The organism is Lelliottia nimipressuralis, assembly GCF_004402045.1.
Taxonomy (GTDB): domain Bacteria; phylum Pseudomonadota; class Gammaproteobacteria; order Enterobacterales; family Enterobacteriaceae; genus Enterobacter; species Enterobacter chinensis.
The window spans coordinates 1,128,718-1,149,104 of the sequence record NZ_SOMG01000030.1 but is presented as its reverse complement, the minus strand read 5'-3'; the positions used below and the strand labels follow the sequence as shown (position 1 = coordinate 1,149,104).

The window sequence follows — 20,387 nt, the reverse complement described above, 5'->3', positions numbered from 1 at the left end:
TTAATGCTTATTTTAATAGGCTATGCGGTAATTTTGTAAGACAACCAAGTGATTGAATAATGAACAAAACAGAATTCTACGCGGATCTAAACCGCGATTTTAAGGCATTGATGGCGGGTGAGACCAGCTTCTTAGCCACTCTGGCAAATACTAGCGCATTGCTGTTTGAACGTCTCTCTGACGTGAACTGGGCCGGCTTTTACCTTCTGGAAGGTGAAACGCTGGTGCTTGGCCCGTTCCAGGGCAAACTGGCGTGCGTGCGCATCCCGGTAGGACGCGGCGTATGCGGCACTGCTGTGGCCGAAAATCAGGTACAGCGTGTAGAAGACGTTCATGCGTTTGACGGGCACATTGCCTGTGATGCCGCCAGTAATTCTGAAATCGTTCTGCCGCTGGCGGTAAAAAATCAGATTATTGGCGTTCTGGATATCGACAGCACGGTCTTCGGCCGCTTTACAACCGAGGACGAACAGGGGCTGCGCGAACTGGTGGCGAATCTGGAAAACGTACTATCAGCAACCGATTATCAAAAATTCTTTGCGAGCGTCGCAGGATAATCAACGGATAACGTAGCATTTACTGATAGCGTCATTATAATGACGCCTGTTCATGCCTGCGCTTGTTGGCAACGTCCGTTGTAATCAGGAAATTTCATGGAAAATCAACCTAAGTTGAATAGCAGTAAAGAAGTTATCGCATTTCTGGCCGAGCGTTTCCCGCAGTGCTTCAGCGCGGAAGGTGAAGCTCGTCCCCTGAAAGTCGGTATTTTTCAGGATCTGGTGGCGCGTGTTGAGGGGGAAATGAACCTCAGCAAAACTCAGCTGCGTTCCGCCTTACGTCTTTATACTTCGAGCTGGCGTTACCTTTACGGTATCAAAGCGGGCGCGACGCGTGTGGATCTCGACGGCAACCCTTGTGGTGAGCTGGACGAGCAGCACGTTGAGCACGCGCGTAAACAGCTTGAAGAAGCCAAAGCACGCGTTCAGGCACAACGTGCAGAGCAGCAAGCGAAAAAACGCGAAGCCGCAGCGGCAAACGGTCAGGAAGAAGCGCCTCGTCGCGAGCGTAAACCACGTCCTGCACCGCGTCGTCACGATAATAACGATCGCAAACCGCGTGCTGACAAACCAGCAGCTAAAGCCCCGCGCGCCCCTCGTGAAGAGCCGCGCCATACTCCGGTTTCAGACATTAACGCCCTGAGCGTTGGTCAGGCGCTGAAGGTTAAAGCGGGCAACAATGCTATGGACGCCACCGTACTGGAAATCACCAAAGATGGCGTTCGTGTACAGCTGACTTCTGGTATGTCAATGATTGTACGCGCAGAACACTTGTTGTTCTGAAACGGAGGCCAAGCCTGGCATGAACACTTTTTTTAAGCTCACCGCGCTGGCGGGCCTGTTTGCCATAACAGGTCATGCTTTTGCAGTGGACGATATCACCCGTGTTGATCAAATTCCGGTCCTTAAGGAAGAGACGCAACACGCGACGGTGAGCGAGCGCGTGACCTCACGTTTTACCCGTTCGCACTATCGTCAGTTCGATCTCGATCAGGCCTTTTCGGCCAAAATCTTTGACCGCTATCTGAACTTGCTGGATTACAGCCATAACGTTTTGCTCGCCAGCGATGTCGAGCAGTTCGCTAAGCGCAAATCCGAGGTGGGTGACGAGTTGCGTTCAGGCAAGCTGGATCTGTTTTACGATCTCTACAACCTGTCGCAAAAGCGCCGTTTCGAACGCTATCAGTACGCGCTGAAAGTGCTGGAACGTCCAATGGACTTCACCGGTACCGACACCTTTAATCTGGACCGCAGTAAAGCACCCTGGCCGAAAGATGAAGCCGAGTTGAATGCGCTGTGGGACAGCAAAGTTAAATACGACGAACTGAGTCTTAAGCTGACCGGCAAAGATGAAAAAGAGATCCGTGACACGCTGACGCGTCGTTACAAATTTGCCATTCGTCGTCTGGCGCAGACCAACAGTGAGGATGTCTTCTCGCTGGCCATGACTGCTTTCGCTCACGAAATCGATCCGCATACCAACTATCTCTCTCCACGCAACACCGAACAGTTCAATACCGAAATGAGCCTGTCTCTGGAAGGTATCGGCGCGGTACTGCAGATGGACGATGATTACACGGTGATCAATTCAATGGTCGCAGGTGGCCCGGCATCCAAAAGCAAAGCGATTAGCGTAGGCGATCGTATTGTGGGTGTGGGACAAACCGGCCAGAACATGGTCGACGTGATTGGCTGGCGTCTCGATGACGTGGTTGCACTGATCAAAGGTCCGAAAGGCAGCAAGGTTCGTCTGGAAGTTCTGCCGGCCGGAAAAGGCACCAAAACCCGTATCGTTACCCTGACCCGCGAGCGTATCCGTCTGGAAGATCGCGCGGTGAAAATGTCGGTGAAAACCGTGGGTAAAGAGAAGGTGGGCGTCCTGGATATTCCTGGCTTCTACGTGGGGCTGACTGACGATGTGAAAGTACAGCTGCAGAAGCTTGAAAAGCAGAACGTCAGCAGCGTTATCATCGATCTGCGCAGTAACGGCGGCGGTGCGCTGACAGAGGCGGTTTCTCTCTCTGGCCTGTTTATTCCATCCGGTCCTGTGGTTCAGGTGCGCGATAACAACGGTAAAGTGCGTGAAGATGCTGACAACGACGGTGTGGTCTACTACAAAGGCCCGCTGGTGGTGCTGGTTGACCGCTTCAGCGCCTCCGCGTCTGAAATCTTTGCCGCTGCCATGCAGGACTATGGTCGTGCGCTGATCGTCGGTGAGCCAACCTTCGGGAAAGGTACTGTTCAGCAGTATCGCTCTCTGAATCGTATTTACGATCAGATGCTGCGTCCGGAATGGCCTGCACTGGGCTCTGTTCAGTACACCATCCAGAAATTCTACCGTGTGAACGGCGGCAGTACGCAGCGTAAGGGCGTCACGCCGGATATCATGATGCCGACAGGCACGGAAGAGACTGAAACCGGCGAGAAGTTTGAAGATAACGCGTTGCCGTGGGACAGCATCAATGCCGCGACGTACGTGAAGGCGGGTGACATGACGCAGTTTGGTCCTGAACTGCTGAAGTCACATAACGACCGCATCGCGAAAGATCCGGAATTCCAGTACATCATGAAGGACATTGCTCGCTTCAATGCTCTGAAAGATAAACGGAATATTGTTTCTCTGAACTACGCTCAGCGTGAGAAAGAGAACAACGAAGACGATGCAACGCGTCTGGCGCGTATCAACGATCGCTTCAAGCGTGAAGGTAAGCCTCTGCTCAAGAAACTGGACGATCTGCCTAAAGATTACCAGGAGCCCGATCCGTATCTGGACGAGACGGTGCATATCGCACTCGACCTGGCGAATCTGGAAAAAGACAAGCCTGCCGTACAGCCCGCTCCGGCAAAATAACCTCCCAACAGGCACAAGAAATTGTGCCTGTTTCTTTTTGTTCTGCATCCTTCCGTCAGCCTGATTTTCAATTGTGTAAAGTTGTGTCTTTCTGGTGACTTACGCCCGCCGGATGCTTGAAAATAGCCGCAATACCCATACGATGTGGGTAATCGCATAGTGCGTTTTGTTAAACTGAGGTAAAAAGAAAATTATGATGCGAATCGCGCTCTTCCTGCTCACCAACCTGGCGGTAATGGTGGTTTTCGGGCTCGTGCTAAGCCTGACAGGGATTCAGTCGAGCAGCGTTCAGGGTCTGTTGATTATGGCGCTGCTGTTTGGTTTTGGTGGCTCTTTCATTTCCCTGCTGATGTCGAAGTGGATGGCGCTGAAATCAGTAGGCGGTGAGGTTATCGAGCAACCGCGTAATGATATGGAACAGTGGCTGATGAATACGGTGGCTCAGCAATCCCGTCAGGCCGGGATCGCCATGCCGCAGGTGGCCATTTACCATGCTCCTGATATCAACGCCTTCGCCACAGGTGCCCGTCGTGATGCATCACTGGTTGCCGTCAGCACTGGTCTGTTGCAGAACATGAGCCGTGACGAAGCCGAAGCGGTTATTGCTCACGAAATCAGCCATATCGCAAACGGTGATATGGTAACCATGACCCTGATTCAGGGCGTGGTGAACACCTTCGTTATCTTTATCTCTCGTATTCTGGCGCAGATTGCGGCTGGCTTTATGGGCGGCAACCGCGACGAAGGGGAAGAGAGCAACGGTAACCCGCTGATCTATTTCGCTGTCTCCATGGTTCTTGAACTGGTATTCGGTATTCTGGCCAGCATCATCACCATGTGGTTCTCTCGTCACCGTGAATTCCACGCGGATGCCGGCTCAGCGAAACTGGTTGGCCGTGAGAAGATGATTGCGGCGCTGCAGCGTCTGAAAACCAGCTATGAGCCGCAGGAAGCGAACAGCATGATGGCCTTTTGCATTAACGGTAAATCGAAATCGCTGAGCGAGCTGTTTATGTCTCACCCGCCGCTGGATAAGCGTATTGAAGCGCTGCGCAGTGGGGAATATCTGAAGTAACACAAAGAACCGCAATGAGCCGGGCAGGAGAATACTCCGCCCGGCTTTTTTTATGCCTGAACCCTGGGCTGGGTCACCCGCAGGCCGCTGACGAAAGCCGCGAGGGTGGCAAGGAAACCCGCGGTGAGGAGAGCAACATGATTGCCATTTTGTCCGGCGAGGTTAAACATCAGGGCAACCAGTGCCGCACCGGTGCTTTGTCCCAGAAGGCGCGCGGTCCCCAGCATGCCGCTGGCACCTCCGCTGCGATGACGCGGTGCGGAGGTGATAATAGTGTGGTTGTTAGGAGACTGGAACAGGCCAAACCCCGCACCGCACAGGATCATGCGCCAGATGATGTCCAGATCGGTCGGCGATGACGGTAGCAACGCCAGCGCGAAGAGGCCTGTCGCCATCACCGCCAGCCCCAAAGCACCCAACAAACCGGCATGAACGCGTTCAATTAAGTAACCTGCCAGCGGCGCCATCACCATCGTTGCCAGCGGCCACGGCGTTAACAGCAGTCCGGTCTCCACTTCTGAACGTCCTACCACGCTCTGTAGAAAGAAGGGCAGCGACACCAGAGCCAGCATCTGGGCGCAGAACGAGCAGACAGACGTGCAAATGGAGAGCGAAAAGAGGGGAATACGCAGCAGATCAACAGGCAGTAAAGGCACCGGGAGAGTGAGTTGGCGGCGAACAAAGAAGAAGCCTATGACCAGCAGGGCGAGCAGTTCCACTCCGGTCAGCACCAGTGATTGCCCCTGCGCAAAGCCGCTCAGGGCGGTAATCAGCAGGCCAAAGGTGAGGGCATTCATCACCGCGCTCGCGACGTCGAAGCGCGGCATGGTGCTTTTAGGACCGTTAGCGGGAAGGAAGCGCAGGGCAAAGAAGATGGCCACGATACCCAGCGGCACGTTAATGGCGAACAGCCATTGCCAGGAGGCAACGGAAAGAATAGCCGCCGCAATGGTTGGCCCGGCGGCGGAAGAGACGGCGACAATAAACGAGTTTATCCCCATGCCGCGCCCCAGATGTCGCTGGGGATAAATTAAGCGAATCAACGCCGTGTTTACGCTCATGAGCGCCGCGCCACCAAAACCTTGTGCAATGCGTGCAAGCGTCAGGGTATGAAGTGAATCAGAAAGTGCACATAACAATGAGGTAACGGTGAAAACCACCAGACCGCACTGATACACCCGACGGTAACCGAACATATCGCCCAGGAAAGAGAACGAGAGCAGGGAAACCACAATCGCAATCTGGTAGGCGTTAACAATCCATATTGAACTGGCTGGGGAGGCATGCAGGTCGCTGGCGATAGTTGGCAGGGCAACGTTCGCAATTGCGCCGTCAAGGACGGCCATTGAGATACCGATAATGATGGTCGCTATAGCGCCATACCGCTGGGGTAAAGGCAGGCCATCGGAAAGATTTTTTTCCATTAGGATTAAAAAAGCTCAGCGTGAAATTATTCTCAGGGTAACTATTTTAGCACTGTTACTGGCGCGATATGTCGCAGATTTGTAACGAAGTAAACGCGGATTGATTGCAGGTGACATGACGGGAACTTATAATAAAAACCGGTTCTGATTTTTATAAAACACTCTCTATGAGGTGGTAAATGGCTATTGCGGATTTGGATAAACAGCCAGATTCTGTTTCTTCCGTGCTGAAGGTGTTTGGCATCTTACAGGCGCTCGGGGAAGAGCGTGAAATTGGTATTACAGAGTTGTCGCAGCGCGTGATGATGTCGAAAAGCACCGTTTATCGCTTTTTGCAAACCATGAAGTCACTGGGCTATGTTGCACAGGAAGGCGAGTCAGAAAAATACTCTCTGACCCTTAAACTGTTCGAACTCGGTGCCCGTGCGCTGCAAAATGTTGATCTGATCCGCAGCGCTGATATTCAGATGCGCGAAATCTCGCGCCTGACCAAAGAGACCATACATCTCGGTGCGCTGGATGAAGACAGCATTGTTTATATCCATAAAATCGACTCCATGTACAATCTGCGCATGTATTCGCGCATCGGTCGTCGCAACCCGCTCTACAGTACCGCCATTGGTAAGGTTCTGCTGGCGTGGCGCGATTGCGAGGAAGTGAAGCAGATCCTCGATGGCGTGGAATACAAACGCAGTACGACACGAACCATTACCAGCACTGACGAACTGTTAACGGTGCTTGATCACGTGCGTGAGCAGGGGTATGGCGAAGATAATGAAGAACAGGAAGAAGGGCTGCGCTGTATCGGCGTTCCGGTGTTTGACCGTTTTGGCGTGGTGATCGCGGGTTTAAGTATCTCTTTCCCAACCCTTCGCTTCTCAGAAGAGCGTCTGCACGAATATGTGGCTATCCTGCACACTGCCGCACGTAAGATTTCTGAACAGATGGGTTATCACGACTACCCGTTTTAATCTCTGTTAGCATAAAAAACGCCGCAGATGTTGCGGCGTTTTTTGTCAGTGATTAAACCGGTTGATTAGCCATTATCGATGACGACGGACGTTTTACGCAGTACAGGACAGTTTGTTAAACCAATGAACCCGCTGTCAGAATGCAGATACTGCGCAGTGCTCAGTCCTTGTGCCGTTAAGTACTTACACTGAATACCTAATCCGGCTGCGTTTTCGGTGCTCCCCACGAGCACACCATAACCCGTTAACAGAAGGCCAATCCAGACGATGGCCAGTGCAATAATTGTTCGAATAATTAAGCGCATCATTACCTCTTTTTTATCGTTGTTATCATAAAGCTAGCGTAAACGGTTTACGCTATGAAACAAGTGCAGGATTCTGAAAAAAGCGTGTTGGCGGTACAGTTAGTCCTTGTTTAAGATAACCGTGATAACCTGGTTACATCAGGTCTTTAGACGGAGTGTGGAGTGAAAAAAATACGCTGGGTGATTCTGATTATCGTGCTGATAGCGTGCGTGGTGTTATGGACGCAGACTATCAATGTAATGTGCGATCAGGATGTACAGTTTTTTAGCGGCGTCTGCGCAATTAATAAGTTTATTCCGTGGTAACACGCATTTTTTCTCAAGGTGATTTCCTTCCTTCGCGCCAGTGGTAAAATAGACGTTTTTATTGAGGTGGTGAAATGGGTGAGTTACTGAATTCAGGGCTGCTGAATATGGCATCCCTGATGATTTCTTTGGTTGTTCTGCTTGTGGGGCTGGTCATCTGGTTTTTCGTGAACCGTGCCAGTTCGCGTACGAACGAGCAGATCGAACTGTTAGAAGCGCTGCTCGATCAGCAAAAACGTCAGAACGCGCTGCTGCGCCGTCTGTGTGAGGCTAACGAGCCGGAAGAGAAAGACGCGCCGAAAGACGTGGTCGCTGAAGATAACAAAGACGAAGACGACTTTATCCGCCTGGTGGCTGAGCGTTAATTTTTTCGTGCTGGGAGGTGGCTGTGGTCTGGAAAAATCCCTGGTATGACCCCTCCCTGAAACACCACACCCCGAACGGTTTTCGTAATACCCATCCTGCTGGACATCAACCCGGCGACCTGGACCGTTGGCGTAAAGCGCGTAAAGAAGCTGGTTTGCCGAAACCACCCGCGCTGGGTTATGAAGATTTTATTCGTCAGTGGTGGCAACCCGCCGAGCTTACGCAACCTCAAGAGGATGGAGTGTGGTGGCTGGGGCATGCGAGTGTGTTGCTACAGCTAGACGGTAATATCATCCTTACCGACCCGGTTTTTTCGCAGCGCGCCTCTCCACTCCCTTTCCTGGGACCACAGCGTAAAACGCCTCCTGCACTGTCTGTCGAGCAACTTCATCAGCTTGATGCGGTCGTCATTTCCCATAACCATTACGATCATCTTGATGATGCGACCATTCGCCGTATTCTCAAACGCTTTCCCGACGTGAGTCTCTTCGTCCCTTTAGGTCTGGCCGCCTGGTTTCGGCGTCGGGGAGCAAAACGCGTGGTTGAGCTCGACTGGTGGCAGAGTTTCACCTGGCAGGGGATGACGTTAACCGCCGTACCTGCGCAGCACTGGAGTATGCGCACGCCATGGAACCGCAATCGCTCCTTATGGTGCGGCTGGGTCATGGAAGGGCGGCATCATCGTTTCTGGTTCAGCGGGGATACAGGGTATTCACCTGAGCTGCTGTTGATACCTGAACGTCTGGGGCCTGTTGATGCTGCCGCGTTACCGGTGGGTGCCTATGCCCCACGATGGTTCATGGCTGTACATCATATGGATCCGCAATCTGCGGTGGCATTGTGGCAGCAGCTGGGTTGTCCTCTGGCGTTTCCCATTCACTGGGGCGTGTTTGAACTGGCAGATGAAGCCTTGGATGAACCGGTGCAGGAGTTAACTGAGGCGCTAGATAATTTAGCACCAGTTAATGATTCTTTCAGGATACTGAAAATTGGTGAATATTTATCCTTATAAACGACGCGATAAATTGTTGCATATATTCTGTATGTAAACGCGCATATGAATGTTTTATTTTTATCGAAACGTTTTGCTTGCCTTGTTTTGATGCAGAGTCATAAAAATTTCATTATTTTGGTGCATAACACTGTTTATTAACTGATGCATTTTAATACAGCTGGCCGCGGGTTATTAACAATGTTTTTTCCCTGAAACAATTTGGTCGCGTTACAATGATTTAAGCATAAGTTTTCACAAATTGTTCTAACTCAATCAATGCTTAAGATTTCTTTTCCCGGTTGCTGGACGCTTTGTAATGATTGCGCTATGTTAAAAATGTCTTAGATTACAGCGGCTGTGTAAGCAGCGTTGGGTCTTTGTTACGCAGCAGGGCTGTCGGTACGTATTGCGCATAATTGTGCAAAACCTGACAAGCACTGTTCGAATTTGTGCGGCGGATCGAGACATGTTTAAAAATGGCTTGCCATATTAAACATTGTGTGTGATAACACGTTTTGGGTCAAACGAGGTACAGTTCTGTTTATGTGTGGCATTTTCAGTAAAGAAGTCCTGAGTAAACACGTTGTCGTTGAATACCGCTTCTCTGCCGAACCTTATATTAGTGCCTCATGCAGTAATGTCTCAGTTTTATCTCAGTTAATGCCTGCGGGCTAAGAAAACACTCTAAGGAATTTTGCAAATGGCAAAGATTAAAGGTCAAGTTAAGTGGTTCAACGAGTCTAAAGGTTTTGGTTTCATTACTCCTGCTGACGGCAGCAAAGACGTGTTCGTACACTTCTCTGCAATCCAGGGTAACGGCTTCAAAACTCTGGCTGAAGGCCAGAACGTTGAGTTCGAAATTCAGGATGGCCAGAAAGGCCCAGCTGCAGTTAACGTAACTGCTATCTGATCGAACCACTGCTGACTGAAACGCGCCGCGTTTCAATCTCAGACATAAAGCCTCGCATAACGCGGGGCTTTTTTATGCCCTTTATCTTTCAAAATATTACGATCTGCGGCCTTGTTCGTAACTTGTTGCAAAGCTGCGAGGTTAGTAGCACTGTTTCGCCACCTTCCTCCCGTCTTTTCCCGTTAAATCAGGGCGTTGTTTAACAGCCCTGGGGTTCAGGTGAAGAAGAAATTAATAACAGCAACTGGAAATTTCACGCCGGTGCGTTTTGCTCTGCTCTGTTTCGCTATTTTTTGCAGTCTGGCTTTTTTGCTGGGCCGCGTTGCCTGGCTGCAAATCATCAAGCCTGACAATCTGGTGAAGCAGGAAGATATGCGATCCCTCCGTCAACTGGCAATTGATGCACCGCGTGGCATGATAATGGATCGCGAAGGTCGACCGCTGGCGGTGAGCGTGCCTGTCCGGGCCGTATGGGCCGATCCCAAAACGGTGCTGGCAAAAGGGGGCGTCAGCGCTGATGAACGCTGGCAGGCGTTGGCAAATGCGCTGCATCTCTCCCTGAGCACGCTTTCGGCGCGAATCAATGCCAGTCCACAGGGGCGTTTCATTTACCTTGCCCGTCAGGTCGATCCTGCGCAGGCGAAGTGGATCGATAAACTGAATTTGCCCGGCATCAATTTGCGCGATGAGTCCCGCCGTTTTTATCCTGCCGGGCATGTCGCCGCAAACCTGATTGGTTTTACCAATATTGACGGGCAGGGCATTGAAGGTGTGGAAAAAAGCTTCAACGCTCAATTGACGGGCAAGGCGGGGGTACGGCAGGTAAGGGAAGACCGCTATGGACGCGTGGTTGAAAACCTGACAGAAGTTGCGCCCGCACCGGCGCACAACATCCAGTTGAGCATTGACGAGCGGCTGCAAACCATTACCGAAGATGCGCTGGATAATGCCGTGGCCTGGAACAAGGCCGAGTCAGGTGCATCGGTGCTGATTAATATCCCAACCGGGGAAATACTCGCCATGGCGAGCTATCCGAATTTTAACCCCAATAATCGGGAAGGTGCGACGATAAATGACTTTCGCAATCGCGCCATCAGCGATACGTTCGAACCCGGTTCGACCGTCAAGCCGCTGGTGCTAATGACGGCCCTGCAGCAGGGGCTGGTCCAGCCGGATAGCGTGATTGACACTCACCCGTATATCCTTGACGGGCATCGTATCCGCGATGTGGGTTACTATCCTGAACTGACAATGACCGGGATCCTGCAAAAATCGAGCGACACGGGTGTGTCGCGACTGTCTCTGGCAATGCCAGTCCAGCATCTTATTGATACGTACAGAAACTTTGGTTTTGGTACCAACACGGGGCTTGGCTTAACGGGGGAGAGCGCGGGACTGTTGCCACGGCGTAAGTACTGGAGCCAGCTCGACCGCGCGACATTTGCCTTCGGCTACGGGCTGATGGTAACCCCGCTACAGCTGGCGCACGTCTACGCGACAATTGGCGGCTTCGGGCTTGAGCGCCCCCTTTCCATTACCCGTATCGATCCCCCCGTCATCGGCCAACGCGTCATGCCGGAAGAGATTGCGCACGAAGTGGAGCACATGATGGAGAGCGTCGCGCTACCCGGCGGTGGGGGCGTTAAGGCCGCCGTTCGTGATTACAGGGTTGCGGTGAAAACCGGCACGGCGAAGAAAATTGACGATAGCGGAAAATATGTCGATAAATACGTGGCCTACACTGCGGGCGTAGCACCTGCCAGCGACCCGCGTTTTGCCCTGGTGGTAGTGATTAACGATCCCCAAAACGGAGCCTACTACGGCGGTGCCGTCTCCGCACCTGTCTTCAGTGAGATTATGGGTAACGTACTGCGTCTGGAGAACGTGAAGCCTGACGGGCTACCGGCGGGTTCCGATCACCTTATCGTTATGCGCTAACCGGGCGTTTATAACCAGGGCGAATAGCGGTACACTTCGCCCTTTGATTATGCTCCGGAGTAGCCATGTCCTTCAGTTGTCCCCTTTGCCACGCGGCCCTGACGCACTCAGATAAAAGTTATACCTGTCCGCAGGGACATCAGTTTGATATGGCGAAAGAAGGCTACGTAAATCTTCTGCCGGTGCAGCATAAACGCTCCCGCGATCCCGGGGACAGTGCCGAGATGATGCAGGCGCGCCGCGCGTTTCTCGATGCCGGACACTATCTGCCGTTACGGGAAACGGTCGCGAAAATACTGGATGATATTTTGTCTGGTTCAGCAACCGCCATGCTCGATATTGGCTGCGGGGAAGGGTATTACACCGCGCGGTTTGCGGAGGTTGCTCGCGAGAAGGGCGCGCTGACATTTGGTCTGGATGTGTCGAAAGTGGCGATTCGCGCGGCGGCTAAACGCTACACTGACGTGACGTTCTGCGTGGCATCCAGCCATCGGCTGCCGTTTGACGATGCCAGTATGGACGCTGTTATCCGCATTTACGCGCCCTGTAAGGCGGAAGAGCTGGCGCGTGTGGTGAAACCGGGCGGATGGGTGATCACCGTTACGCCAGGCCCGCGTCATCTGATGGAGCTGAAAGGGCTGATCTACGATGAGGTGCGTCTGCATGCCCCTCATTCTGAACAGCTGGCCGGTTTTACCCTGAAGCAAGCGCAAACCGTGGCGTATGAAATGACGCTGAAAGGGGAAGAGGCCACAGCATTGTTGCAGATGACGCCGTTTGCGTGGCGGGCGAAGCCGGAAGTGTGGGAAGCGTTAGCTGCGCATTCACTCTTTCGCTGCCAGACGGATTTTAGTATCCACGTCTGGCAGCGCGAAGATTAACCGGCGAAGTGTGCCCAGAGGATCTGGGCACCAATCCCAATTAACACAATCCCCCCCAGGATCTCGGCGCGTTTACCCAGCAGTGGGCCGATAAACCGTCCGACCATCATGCCCAGCGTGGACATAATCAGGGTTGCACAGCCAATGGCCAGCGCGGTGGCGATAATATTAACCTGCAGGAATGCCAGACCGACACCGACAGCCATCGCATCCAGGCTGGTGGCGATTGCCGTAGTGACCAGTAGCCAGAATCCGTGGCGATGCAGCGGCTCCTCATCTTCATCTTCACCGCCGCGAAAACCTTCAATCACCATTCGACTGCCGAGAAATACCAGCAGGATGAAGGCAATCCAGTGGTTCCACTCCAGCACAAACTGGCTGGCGAGCATGCCAAGGCCCCAGCCGATAAGAGGGGTCAGCGTTTCGATAGCACCAAAAATCAGTCCGGTGCGCAGGGCTTCTGAAAATTTCGGTTTGTGAAGCGTGGCGCCTTTTCCGATGGAAGCCGCAAATGCGTCCATGGACATGCCAAAAGCGAGAAGGATCGTAGCGGAGATATTCATAACAGCGTCCAGACCGGGGATATCCATATGACACATCACTGCCCCCAGTAAACAGCAGTTGATGTATCTATGGTCTCGCCTGATCGCTCTACACATAAGATGTGCTGAAAACGATCCGTACGTGCCACGTTTTTCAACGAGTATGTTGACACGTACATTTCCTGTGAACAGGAAATCGGCTACTCCCCAACGACGGGCGCAACCTTAACATATTTTGAGAATATAAAACAACAATGAATAAGTATAATCCAACCTGCTTATTGAGAACAGTTTTCATTTACTTTTAAGTGTGAAGGTATCGTTAACAAATAGAGATCAAATTAACGAAGGGGATATAGCTTGGGCTATATTTCTTGCGCAAAATAAACGCAGAACATAGCCATTGCTATATATCTAACTTATTGAGTTTTAAGGAGTAGGTTGTATATCCTCTCCAGGTCGTCAATATTCTTCACCCGAATAAGCAGGCGCCGCTGTTCTAATTGCATAACCAGTACACCGTCTTCGGATAAATTCATCTCTTTAATACGGTTATATTCTATCCACACATTGGCAAAGAAAAATCCACGAGTTTTAAAAATGACTTTCGGCGTGCGGATCCAGAACAGATAAACCGCCATTAATGCCAGCGCACATAATAACCATGTGGTTAATATTGCACCATGGCTGGTGACGTTATTGTAAATAAGAATGACGATGAGACCCGCGAAGATAAACGCATCCACGCGCCCGCGTCGCAGAAGGGGAAGGGAGAGCAGCGTCTCGCCGTGACGGCGGGGCATGATGAACTCGTCATAGATCGCGTAAGCCAGAAGGGCTGCAATAAATAAAACCAGTACGATGTCCGTGACAGTCATTCATCCTCCAGTAAACAGATAAAAAAACCGGGGGCAAGCCCCCGGCGTCTAACGTTATTGCTTTACAGACCCAGCAGGCCCACAGCGTAGCCCGCGATACCGATGACGAAGAAGCCAACGATAATCCACAGCGGGTTCACTTTCTTACGCAGGAGCCACATACAGGCGAAGGTCAACAGCAGAGGTACCAGGCCTGGCATCAGCTGGTCCAGGATAGTCTGCACGGTGGTGACACGAGTTTGTCCATCCTGGCCAGTGATGGTTGACACCACCAGTGGGATGTTCACGTGCGTCCACTTGTTAACCAGTGCCCCCATGACAAACAGGCCGAGGATTGACGCCCCCTCAGTCAGTTTCTGCAGGAAGCCGCCGCCCATGTCCTTAACGATGTCCACCCCTTTACGGTAGCCGTAGGCCACGCCGTAGTAACGAGTCAGCAGACGCACGGCGTTGAACAGGATGAAGAACAGCAGTGGACCAAGCAGGCTGCCGCTCATCGCGATACCGGCACCCAGTGCCGCGAAGACCGGACGAACGGTACCCCAGAATATCGGGTCGCCAACGCCGGCCAGCGGGCCCATCAGACCGACTTTGATACCGTTGATGGCACCATCGTCAATCTCTGCGCCGTTAGCACGCTGCTCTTCCATCGCCAGCGTAACGCCCAGAACCGGAGCCGCTACATAAGGATGGGTGTTAAAGAATTCCAGGTGACGCTTAATCGCCTGACGGCGCGCTTCGTTGTTTTCCGGGTACAGGCGTTTAATCGCCGGTACCATGGAGAAACAGAAGCCCAGCGCCTGCATACGTTCGAAGTTCCATGAACCCTGAAACAGGTTAGAACGGATGAACACGCCACGAATATCACCCGGAGTGAGTTTTTTCTCAGTGGTAGTTTTTGTCATATCAACCATTTCGCTCACCTGCTAGTCCAGTTCGTTATCGAGATCGTTGTTACCAGCAGCCTGCGCTGGGGCACCCGCGACGCGGTTATATTTCGGGCTGAGCTGGATGTAGAGAATCGCCATCACCGCACCAATCACACCCAGTGCAACCAGGTTAAAGTTGGTGAATGCAGCGGTCACGAAGCCGAGGTAGAAGAACGGCATCAGGTAGCCTGCGCGCATCATGTTGATGACCATTGCATAACCGACGACCACGATCATACCGCCCGCGATGTTCAGACCGCCGGTGACCACTTCTGGAATGGCGTTCAGCATGCTCTGGACTTCACTGGTACCGACGGAAATCGCGACGATAACGGCCGGGATCGCGATACGCATCGCCTGCAGGAACAGGGACGAAACGTGGATCCACGACAGTGCCGTGAGGTTGCCGTTTTCGGCCGCCTTATCCGCTGCGTGCTGGAAGGCTACGGTGATTGTACGAACAATGATGGTCAGAACCTGGCCTGCGGCTGCCAGCGGGATCGCCAGGGCGATACCTGCACCAATACTCTGGTGACCGGCAATAACCAGAACGGTAGAAATGATAGAGGCCAGCGCGGCATCGGGCGCAACTGCCGCACCGATGTTCATCCAGCCAAGGGCGATCATTTCCAGGGTACCACCGATGATGATACCGGTTTTCATGTCACCCAAAACGGCCCCAATCAGCGTACAGGCCACCAGTGGGCGGTGGAACTGAAATTCATCAAGTACGGATTCCATACCCGCAATACATGCGACGACGAACACCAGCACAATCTGAAGAGTAGTAATCTCCATTGCACTTCTCCTATTACATAAGCTCTATGTGAAAAACCGGCGCGGGCTTATTTCCCAACTTTGCCGATCAAATCCATCATTTTCAGTTTTTGATCCGTGGAAACCTTACGGGCTTCCAGCTCAATACCGCGCGCATTCAGCTTGTTGAATGCCTCGATATCTTTCGCATCGACTGAAATGGCGTTGTTGACCTGCGTTTTGCCCTGACGGAATGCCATACCACCAATGTTCACGGAGGTGATTTTCACGCCGCCTTCAACAATGCGCTCAACGTCTGTCGGGTTAGTGAACAGGAGCATTACGCGTTCACCCGCATATTTCGGGTTGTTGTAAACGCGAATCATCTTGGCGACATCCACGACGTGCGCGGTAACGCCAGGAGGAGCAACCTGAGTCAGAAGGGTTTTACGCACGGTGTCGGCGGCAACTTCATCGCTGACGACGATAATGCGTCGAACGTTGGTCTCTTTGGTCCAGCGCGTGGCGACCTGGCCGTGGATTAAGCGGTCATCAATACGGGCAAGGCCGATAACCATGTAATCGTTCGGGCCCATCGGTTTTGCCGGCGCTGCCGCTTTCGGTGCCGCAGCAGGCGCAGGGGCTGGTTTTTCAACCGGCTGCGCTTTCAGGGCTTTTACCCCTTCGCGACCGGTTTCAACGGCCAGTGCCACCAGCTCATCGAACGCCGGATTGTCGTCGCGGGCCATGAAGGTTTCCACCAACATGGGGATATTGACCCCGGCGACAACTTCATAGTGCTCTTTATCGACGACAATGCGGCTGGCAGCATTGAACGGGCTGCCGCCCCATGTATCAACGAGAAACAGCACGCCTTTGCTGGTATCCAGCTTCGCGAGTTGAGCGTTGTACTTCTCAATCAGCGTCTCGGCATTTTCACCGGGAACGAAATCGATCCAGCCGACGTTTTCCTGCTCGCCCAACAGCATCTCTGCCGTTTTGAGTAGCTGCTCAGCAGCCCAACCATGTGTGCCTATGACAATAGCAATGGTCACTTGCTACCTCCTTTTATTATCATTAATACGCCTGCCGGGCAGTCGTACTGAGAATCGTATTGGCGAACCGAATCGATTCAGATAAGGGTTAGAGAGAAATAAACTAAGACTTACGCGAATTATTTTAGATAGTGAAAAAATAATTTATGTGATGAAGATCCGTAATTTAGCTTTCCCGATACAGAAATTACTCAACACAAATAAAGTCTTTTCGCGATTTTGCAAAAGAACGTAAATCTTTGCTAAAAATGCATTGTGTCTGATATGTTTAGCCTCCGTTTAATTGTTCAGGAGTATAGGGCTACAGCCCACTATATGGACCGTCACCGACGTCAGTCATCTTCCAGGCCATTTCGCGCCTTTTTCACCGGCGATCCTCGCCATGTATCGACTCTGTCTGCCTCTGTTTTGCCCACATTGAGTGGGGCACCGTTTCGTCATTCCTTTAGCAGGAGCTTGTCATGGAATTCTTAATGGACCCGTCAATCTGGGTGGGATTACTCACGCTGGTGGTGCTGGAGATTGTTCTCGGCATCGATAACCTGGTGTTTATCGCTATCCTTGCGGACAAACTGCCGCCAAAACAGCGTGACAAAGCGCGACTGATTGGTCTCTCGCTGGCGCTGGTCATGCGACTGGGCCTGCTGTCCGTCATCTCCTGGATGGTCACGCTGACCAAACCGCTGTTCTCCGTCATGGATTACACCTTCTCCGGCCGTGACTTGATCATGCTGATCGGGGGGATATTCCTGCTCTTTAAAGCGACGACTGAGCTTCATGAGCGGCTGGAAAACCGTCAGCATGATGATGGGCACGGTAAAGGCTATGCCAGCTTCTGGGTGGTGGTAATGCAGATCGTGGTGCTTGATGCGGTCTTCTCGCTGGATGCGGTGATCACGGCGGTCGGCATGGTGAACCACCTGCCGGTGATGATGGCAGCGGTCGTCATTGCGATGGCGGTCATGCTTCTGGCCTCGAAGCCGCTGACGCGTTTTGTGAACCAGCATCCGACGGTGGTGGTACTGTGTCTGAGCTTCCTGCTGATGATCGGTCTGAGCCTGGTGGCTGAAGGCTTTGGCTTCCATATTCCGAAAGGCTACCTGTACGCCGCGATTGGCTTCTCGATCCTGATCGAGCTGTTCAACCAGATTGCACGTCGTAACTTCATTAAGCAGCAGTCTAATCAGCCGCTGCGCGCTCGTACCGCAGATGCCATTCTGCGCCTGATGGGCGGTCGTCGTCAGGGGAACGTTCAGTCTGATCCCGAAAACCATAACCCGGTTCCGGTCCCGGAAGGGGCGTTTGTGGAACAAGAGCGCTACATGATTAACGGCGTGCTCTCTCTGGCCTCTCGTTCACTGCGCGGGATCATGACGCCACGCGGGGAAATCAGCTGGGTCGATGCAAACCTGAGCGTTGATGAGATTCGTCAGCAGCTACTCTCTTCACCGCACAGCCTGTTCCCGGTGTGTCGTGGTGAACTGGATGAGATCATCGGCGTCGTGCGGGCGAAAGAGATGCTGGTCGCCCTGGAAGAGGGCGTTAACGTGGAAGCGGTTGCCGCCGCATCACCTGCGATTGTCGTTCCGGAAACGCTGGATCCGATCAACCTGCTGGGGGTGCTGCGCCGCGCACGCGGTAGCTTTGTTATCGTCACCAACGAGTTTGGTGTGGTGCAGGGACTGGTAACGCCGCTGGACGTGCTTGAAGCGATTGCCGGTGAATTCCCGGATGCCGACGAAACGCCGGAGATCGTCGCCGACGGCGAAGGCTGGCTGGTTAAAGGGACGACCGACCTGCACGCGCTCTCGCACACGCTGGGGCTGGAAAACGTGGTCAACGATGAAGAAGACATCGCGACCGTCGCCGGTCTGGTTATCGCCGTTAACGGGCAAATCCCGCGTGTCGGCGATGTGATTGAACTGCCGTCGCTGCACATTACGATTGTCGAAGCCAACGACTATCGCGTTGATATGGTCCGTATTGTTAAAGAACAATCTGCCCACGATGAAGATGAGTAAGTCTGCTTAACGCAGCGGCATTAAGGGCACGATGTGTCCGTTATGACGCGCTGGCGGGGGAGTTCTCCCCGCCAGCCAGTCTGGAAAGTCCCGAAGCGGCATAGGCCGCGCATAGAAAAACCCCTGCAGAACAGGTACGCCATGGCGGCGTAAAAATCGCGCCTGCTCCTCCGTCTCGACCCCTTCAGCCACCAGTTCTATATTCAGCCGCTGACCCAGAGCAATAATGATATCCGTCACCGTTGAATTCACGGCATCAGTGCCAATGGCTGTGGTAAATGACTGGTCGATTTTCAGCACGTCCGGGTGCAGCTTTTCAAGCCAGGAGAGGGAGCTGTTTCCGGTGCCAAAATCGTCGATGGCGAGCTTCACCCCTTTGCGATGCAGTTCGCGGACGATGCGATAATCCGCATCCAGCAGCGCATCCCGCTCCGTTAATTCAATCACCAGCTGCTGACGCGGATTAGCGCTGAACCAGAGACGGTTCAGGTCCTGTAACAGCACCGCGCGACGGAAATGGCTGGCGGCGACGTTAATGCCGATGTGAAAACCGGCGCTGGCAGGGAAGTAGCCTATCTGGCGCACCGTTTCGGCGATCACATAACGGGTCAGGGGGACAATCTGGTTGTGTTCTTCTGCCAGAGGAATAAACACTTCCGGGGAAATCCACCCCTGACGGGGATTATTCCAGCGCAGCAGGATCTCAACGCCAGTGCATTTCTGGGTACGGGCATTCACCAGCGGCTGGCAGAAAAGCTCAAATTCCCGCGACGCAATCCCCATGTCGATCTCCCACGTGAAGCTCATCCGGTTTGCCGTGGCCAGCCAGGCGAGATAGCCCAGCAGCAGGCTGAGCATGAGTCCCAGCGGCAGCTGGGCTGGCAGACTTTTTAAGGCTAATACTCCGGGCCCCGGTCCGCTGACCGTAATGGTGAAAGGATTTCGGGATGATGACTGCTGGAAAATCGCACCATCTTCATCAAATGTCAGGCTGTCGGTGACGCGTTGACCATAGCGTAAAAAGCGATCGCCCACGTTAAGCGCCACGTCATTGATAAGCGGACGCTGGGGCTCCAGAATCATTTTAGTGATCAGATCAATATTGATGATCTCAATGATGCCATCTTCACCGTCCCGGGAGACGGGGTACCACTGGATCACTATCGGGCTGCCCTTCAGCAGCCACTGATCGGTCGATAAAATCAGCGTCGCCGTGCTGGCGGGTAATTCCTTCTGGAAGTCGCGAACGGGTACATCACGGCTGCCGAAAATACTCGAGCAATAGAGGATACCGTCTTTGATCAGGGCGATGGAGCGTACCGTCTGCAAAATGGCGGCCTGCTTTCGCAGGGCCAGATGCGCCTGCGGGCAGGGCTGACCCACCAGTGGCTGCAGCACGCTGCGGCGGTTTTCTAAAGAAAGCAGTACGTTATCAAGGGCGCGAACGGAATGGCTGGTAAAATCGATGATCCGCTGTTGGTTAACATTGCGCTGTGAAATAAAGCGAATACCTAATGTCAGGATGAGCGTCAGGAGCGCAACCGTCACACAGACGATAACGCGTTTTTGGCGATAGTTTTTAATGATCGTTTGTGCAGTTTGCATGAACGGTCGCCTGATAAGCCACC

Annotated in this window: 21 protein-coding genes, 1 pseudogene and 1 riboswitch; of the genes and pseudogenes, 14 read left to right on the top strand and 8 right to left on the bottom strand. The window is 52.8% G+C overall.

Going from position 1 to position 20,387, the window contains the following annotated elements; all coding sequences use genetic code 11:
• Positions 1-59 precede the first annotated feature (59 nt).
• The 4 genes from E3U32_RS23085 to htpX all read left to right on the top strand — a co-directional run bounded on the left by E3U32_RS23085 (position 60) and on the right by htpX (position 4,483).
• Positions 60-557 (top strand): GAF domain-containing protein, encoded by a 498-nt coding sequence (locus E3U32_RS23085; protein WP_134350660.1) that lies wholly within the window; start codon positions 60-62, stop codon positions 555-557.
• A gap of 96 nt (positions 558-653) precedes the next feature.
• Positions 654-1,340, top strand: coding sequence for an RNA chaperone ProQ (gene proQ / locus E3U32_RS23080; protein ID WP_023336085.1), 687 nt, complete (start codon positions 654-656; stop codon positions 1,338-1,340).
• A gap of 19 nt (positions 1,341-1,359) precedes the next feature.
• Positions 1,360-3,408 carry a carboxy terminal-processing peptidase gene (prc, locus tag E3U32_RS23075; protein WP_059312760.1) on the top strand — a complete coding sequence of 683 codons (2,049 nt, stop codon included), beginning with the start codon at positions 1,360-1,362 and terminating at the stop codon, positions 3,406-3,408.
• 193 nt (positions 3,409-3,601) lie between these two features.
• Positions 3,602-4,483 (top strand): protease HtpX, encoded by an 882-nt coding sequence (gene htpX / locus E3U32_RS23070; RefSeq protein WP_014884290.1) that lies wholly within the window; start codon positions 3,602-3,604, stop codon positions 4,481-4,483.
• 50 nt (positions 4,484-4,533) lie between these two features.
• On the opposite strand, the gene E3U32_RS23065 is transcribed toward htpX, so the two are convergent.
• Positions 4,534-5,907, bottom strand: coding sequence for an MFS transporter (locus E3U32_RS23065; RefSeq protein WP_134350659.1), 1,374 nt, complete (start codon positions 5,905-5,907; stop codon positions 4,534-4,536).
• 179 nt (positions 5,908-6,086) lie between these two features.
• On the opposite strand from E3U32_RS23065, the gene kdgR reads away from it, so the two are divergent.
• On the top strand, positions 6,087-6,878 hold the full coding sequence (gene kdgR, locus E3U32_RS23060) for a DNA-binding transcriptional regulator KdgR (protein ID WP_134350658.1): 792 nt from the start codon (positions 6,087-6,089) through the stop codon (positions 6,876-6,878).
• A 65-nt stretch (positions 6,879-6,943) separates the two neighbouring features.
• Here kdgR and E3U32_RS23055 read toward each other — a convergent pair whose 3' ends face one another.
• On the bottom strand, positions 6,944-7,183 hold the full coding sequence (locus tag E3U32_RS23055; protein WP_134350795.1) for a YobH family protein: 240 nt from the start codon (positions 7,181-7,183) through the stop codon (positions 6,944-6,946).
• Positions 7,184-7,345: 162 nt separating this feature from the next.
• On the opposite strand from E3U32_RS23055, the gene mgrB reads away from it, so the two are divergent.
• The 7 genes and pseudogenes from mgrB (at position 7,346) to rlmA (ending at position 12,578) form a co-directional block, all read left to right on the top strand.
• Positions 7,346-7,489, top strand: a complete 144-nt coding sequence (mgrB, locus tag E3U32_RS23050) for a PhoP/PhoQ regulator MgrB (RefSeq protein WP_006175995.1) — start codon at positions 7,346-7,348, stop codon at positions 7,487-7,489.
• A 74-nt stretch (positions 7,490-7,563) separates the two neighbouring features.
• Positions 7,564-7,854 (top strand): YebO family protein, encoded by a 291-nt coding sequence (locus E3U32_RS23045; protein ID WP_039263640.1) that lies wholly within the window; start codon positions 7,564-7,566, stop codon positions 7,852-7,854.
• 23 nt (positions 7,855-7,877) lie between these two features.
• Positions 7,878-8,867, top strand: coding sequence for an MBL fold metallo-hydrolase (locus E3U32_RS23040; RefSeq protein ID WP_134350657.1), 990 nt, complete (start codon positions 7,878-7,880; stop codon positions 8,865-8,867).
• A 525-nt stretch (positions 8,868-9,392) separates the two neighbouring features.
• A pseudogene (locus E3U32_RS23035) lies at positions 9,393-9,537 on the top strand (DUF2627 domain-containing protein).
• Between the two features lie 12 nt (positions 9,538-9,549).
• Positions 9,550-9,759, top strand: a complete 210-nt coding sequence (gene cspE, locus E3U32_RS23030) for a transcription antiterminator/RNA stability regulator CspE (RefSeq protein WP_001062678.1) — start codon at positions 9,550-9,552, stop codon at positions 9,757-9,759.
• 219 nt (positions 9,760-9,978) lie between these two features.
• Entirely contained in the window at positions 9,979-11,697 is a 1,719-nt protein-coding gene (ftsI, locus tag E3U32_RS23025) for a peptidoglycan glycosyltransferase FtsI (RefSeq protein WP_134350656.1), read from the top strand.
• 65 nt (positions 11,698-11,762) lie between these two features.
• A complete protein-coding gene (rlmA, locus tag E3U32_RS23020) occupies positions 11,763-12,578 on the top strand; it encodes a 23S rRNA (guanine(745)-N(1))-methyltransferase (protein ID WP_134350655.1) in 816 nt (271 codons plus the stop codon).
• Here the strand turns inward: rlmA and mntP are convergent.
• The 5 genes from mntP to manX all read right to left on the bottom strand — a co-directional run bounded on the left by mntP (position 12,575) and on the right by manX (position 16,738).
• Positions 12,575-13,141 (bottom strand): manganese efflux pump MntP, encoded by a 567-nt coding sequence (gene mntP, locus E3U32_RS23015; protein ID WP_134350654.1) that lies wholly within the window; start codon positions 13,139-13,141, stop codon positions 12,575-12,577. The two genes, rlmA and mntP, sit on opposite strands and share 4 nt — an antisense overlap.
• A 10-nt stretch (positions 13,142-13,151) precedes the next feature.
• A riboswitch (yybP-ykoY riboswitch) is annotated at positions 13,152-13,341 on the bottom strand.
• A gap of 198 nt (positions 13,342-13,539) precedes the next feature.
• On the bottom strand, positions 13,540-13,998 hold the full coding sequence (locus E3U32_RS23010) for a DUF986 family protein (RefSeq protein WP_134350653.1): 459 nt from the start codon (positions 13,996-13,998) through the stop codon (positions 13,540-13,542).
• Positions 13,999-14,060: 62 nt separating this feature from the next.
• Positions 14,061-14,912 carry a PTS mannose transporter subunit IID gene (locus E3U32_RS23005; protein WP_006810994.1) on the bottom strand — a complete coding sequence of 284 codons (852 nt, stop codon included), beginning with the start codon at positions 14,910-14,912 and terminating at the stop codon, positions 14,061-14,063.
• 12 nt (positions 14,913-14,924) lie between these two features.
• The gene (gene manY, locus E3U32_RS23000) at positions 14,925-15,725 is read right to left on the bottom strand and encodes a PTS mannose transporter subunit IIC (protein ID WP_008500490.1); all 801 of its coding nucleotides are present in this window, start codon (positions 15,723-15,725) and stop codon (positions 14,925-14,927) included.
• Between the two features lie 47 nt (positions 15,726-15,772).
• Positions 15,773-16,738: a PTS mannose transporter subunit IIAB gene (manX, locus tag E3U32_RS22995; RefSeq protein WP_032658500.1), complete on the bottom strand. Its 966-nt coding sequence runs from the start codon at positions 16,736-16,738 to the stop codon at positions 15,773-15,775.
• 264 nt (positions 16,739-17,002) lie between these two features.
• On the opposite strand from manX, the gene E3U32_RS23990 reads away from it, so the two are divergent.
• Positions 17,003-17,212 carry a protein YoaL gene (locus E3U32_RS23990; RefSeq protein ID WP_407057617.1) on the top strand — a complete coding sequence of 70 codons (210 nt, stop codon included), beginning with the start codon at positions 17,003-17,005 and terminating at the stop codon, positions 17,210-17,212.
• Complete coding sequence (yoaE, locus tag E3U32_RS22990) at positions 17,200-18,759, top strand: CNNM family cation transport protein YoaE (RefSeq protein WP_134350652.1); 1,560 nt, start codon at positions 17,200-17,202, stop codon at positions 18,757-18,759. Before E3U32_RS23990 ends, yoaE begins: the two co-directional genes overlap by 13 nt.
• A gap of 6 nt (positions 18,760-18,765) precedes the next feature.
• Here the strand turns inward: yoaE and E3U32_RS22985 are convergent, their stop codons facing one another.
• Positions 18,766-20,364 carry an EAL domain-containing protein gene (locus E3U32_RS22985; protein ID WP_134350651.1) on the bottom strand — a complete coding sequence of 533 codons (1,599 nt, stop codon included), beginning with the start codon at positions 20,362-20,364 and terminating at the stop codon, positions 18,766-18,768.
• Positions 20,365-20,387 lie beyond the last annotated feature (23 nt).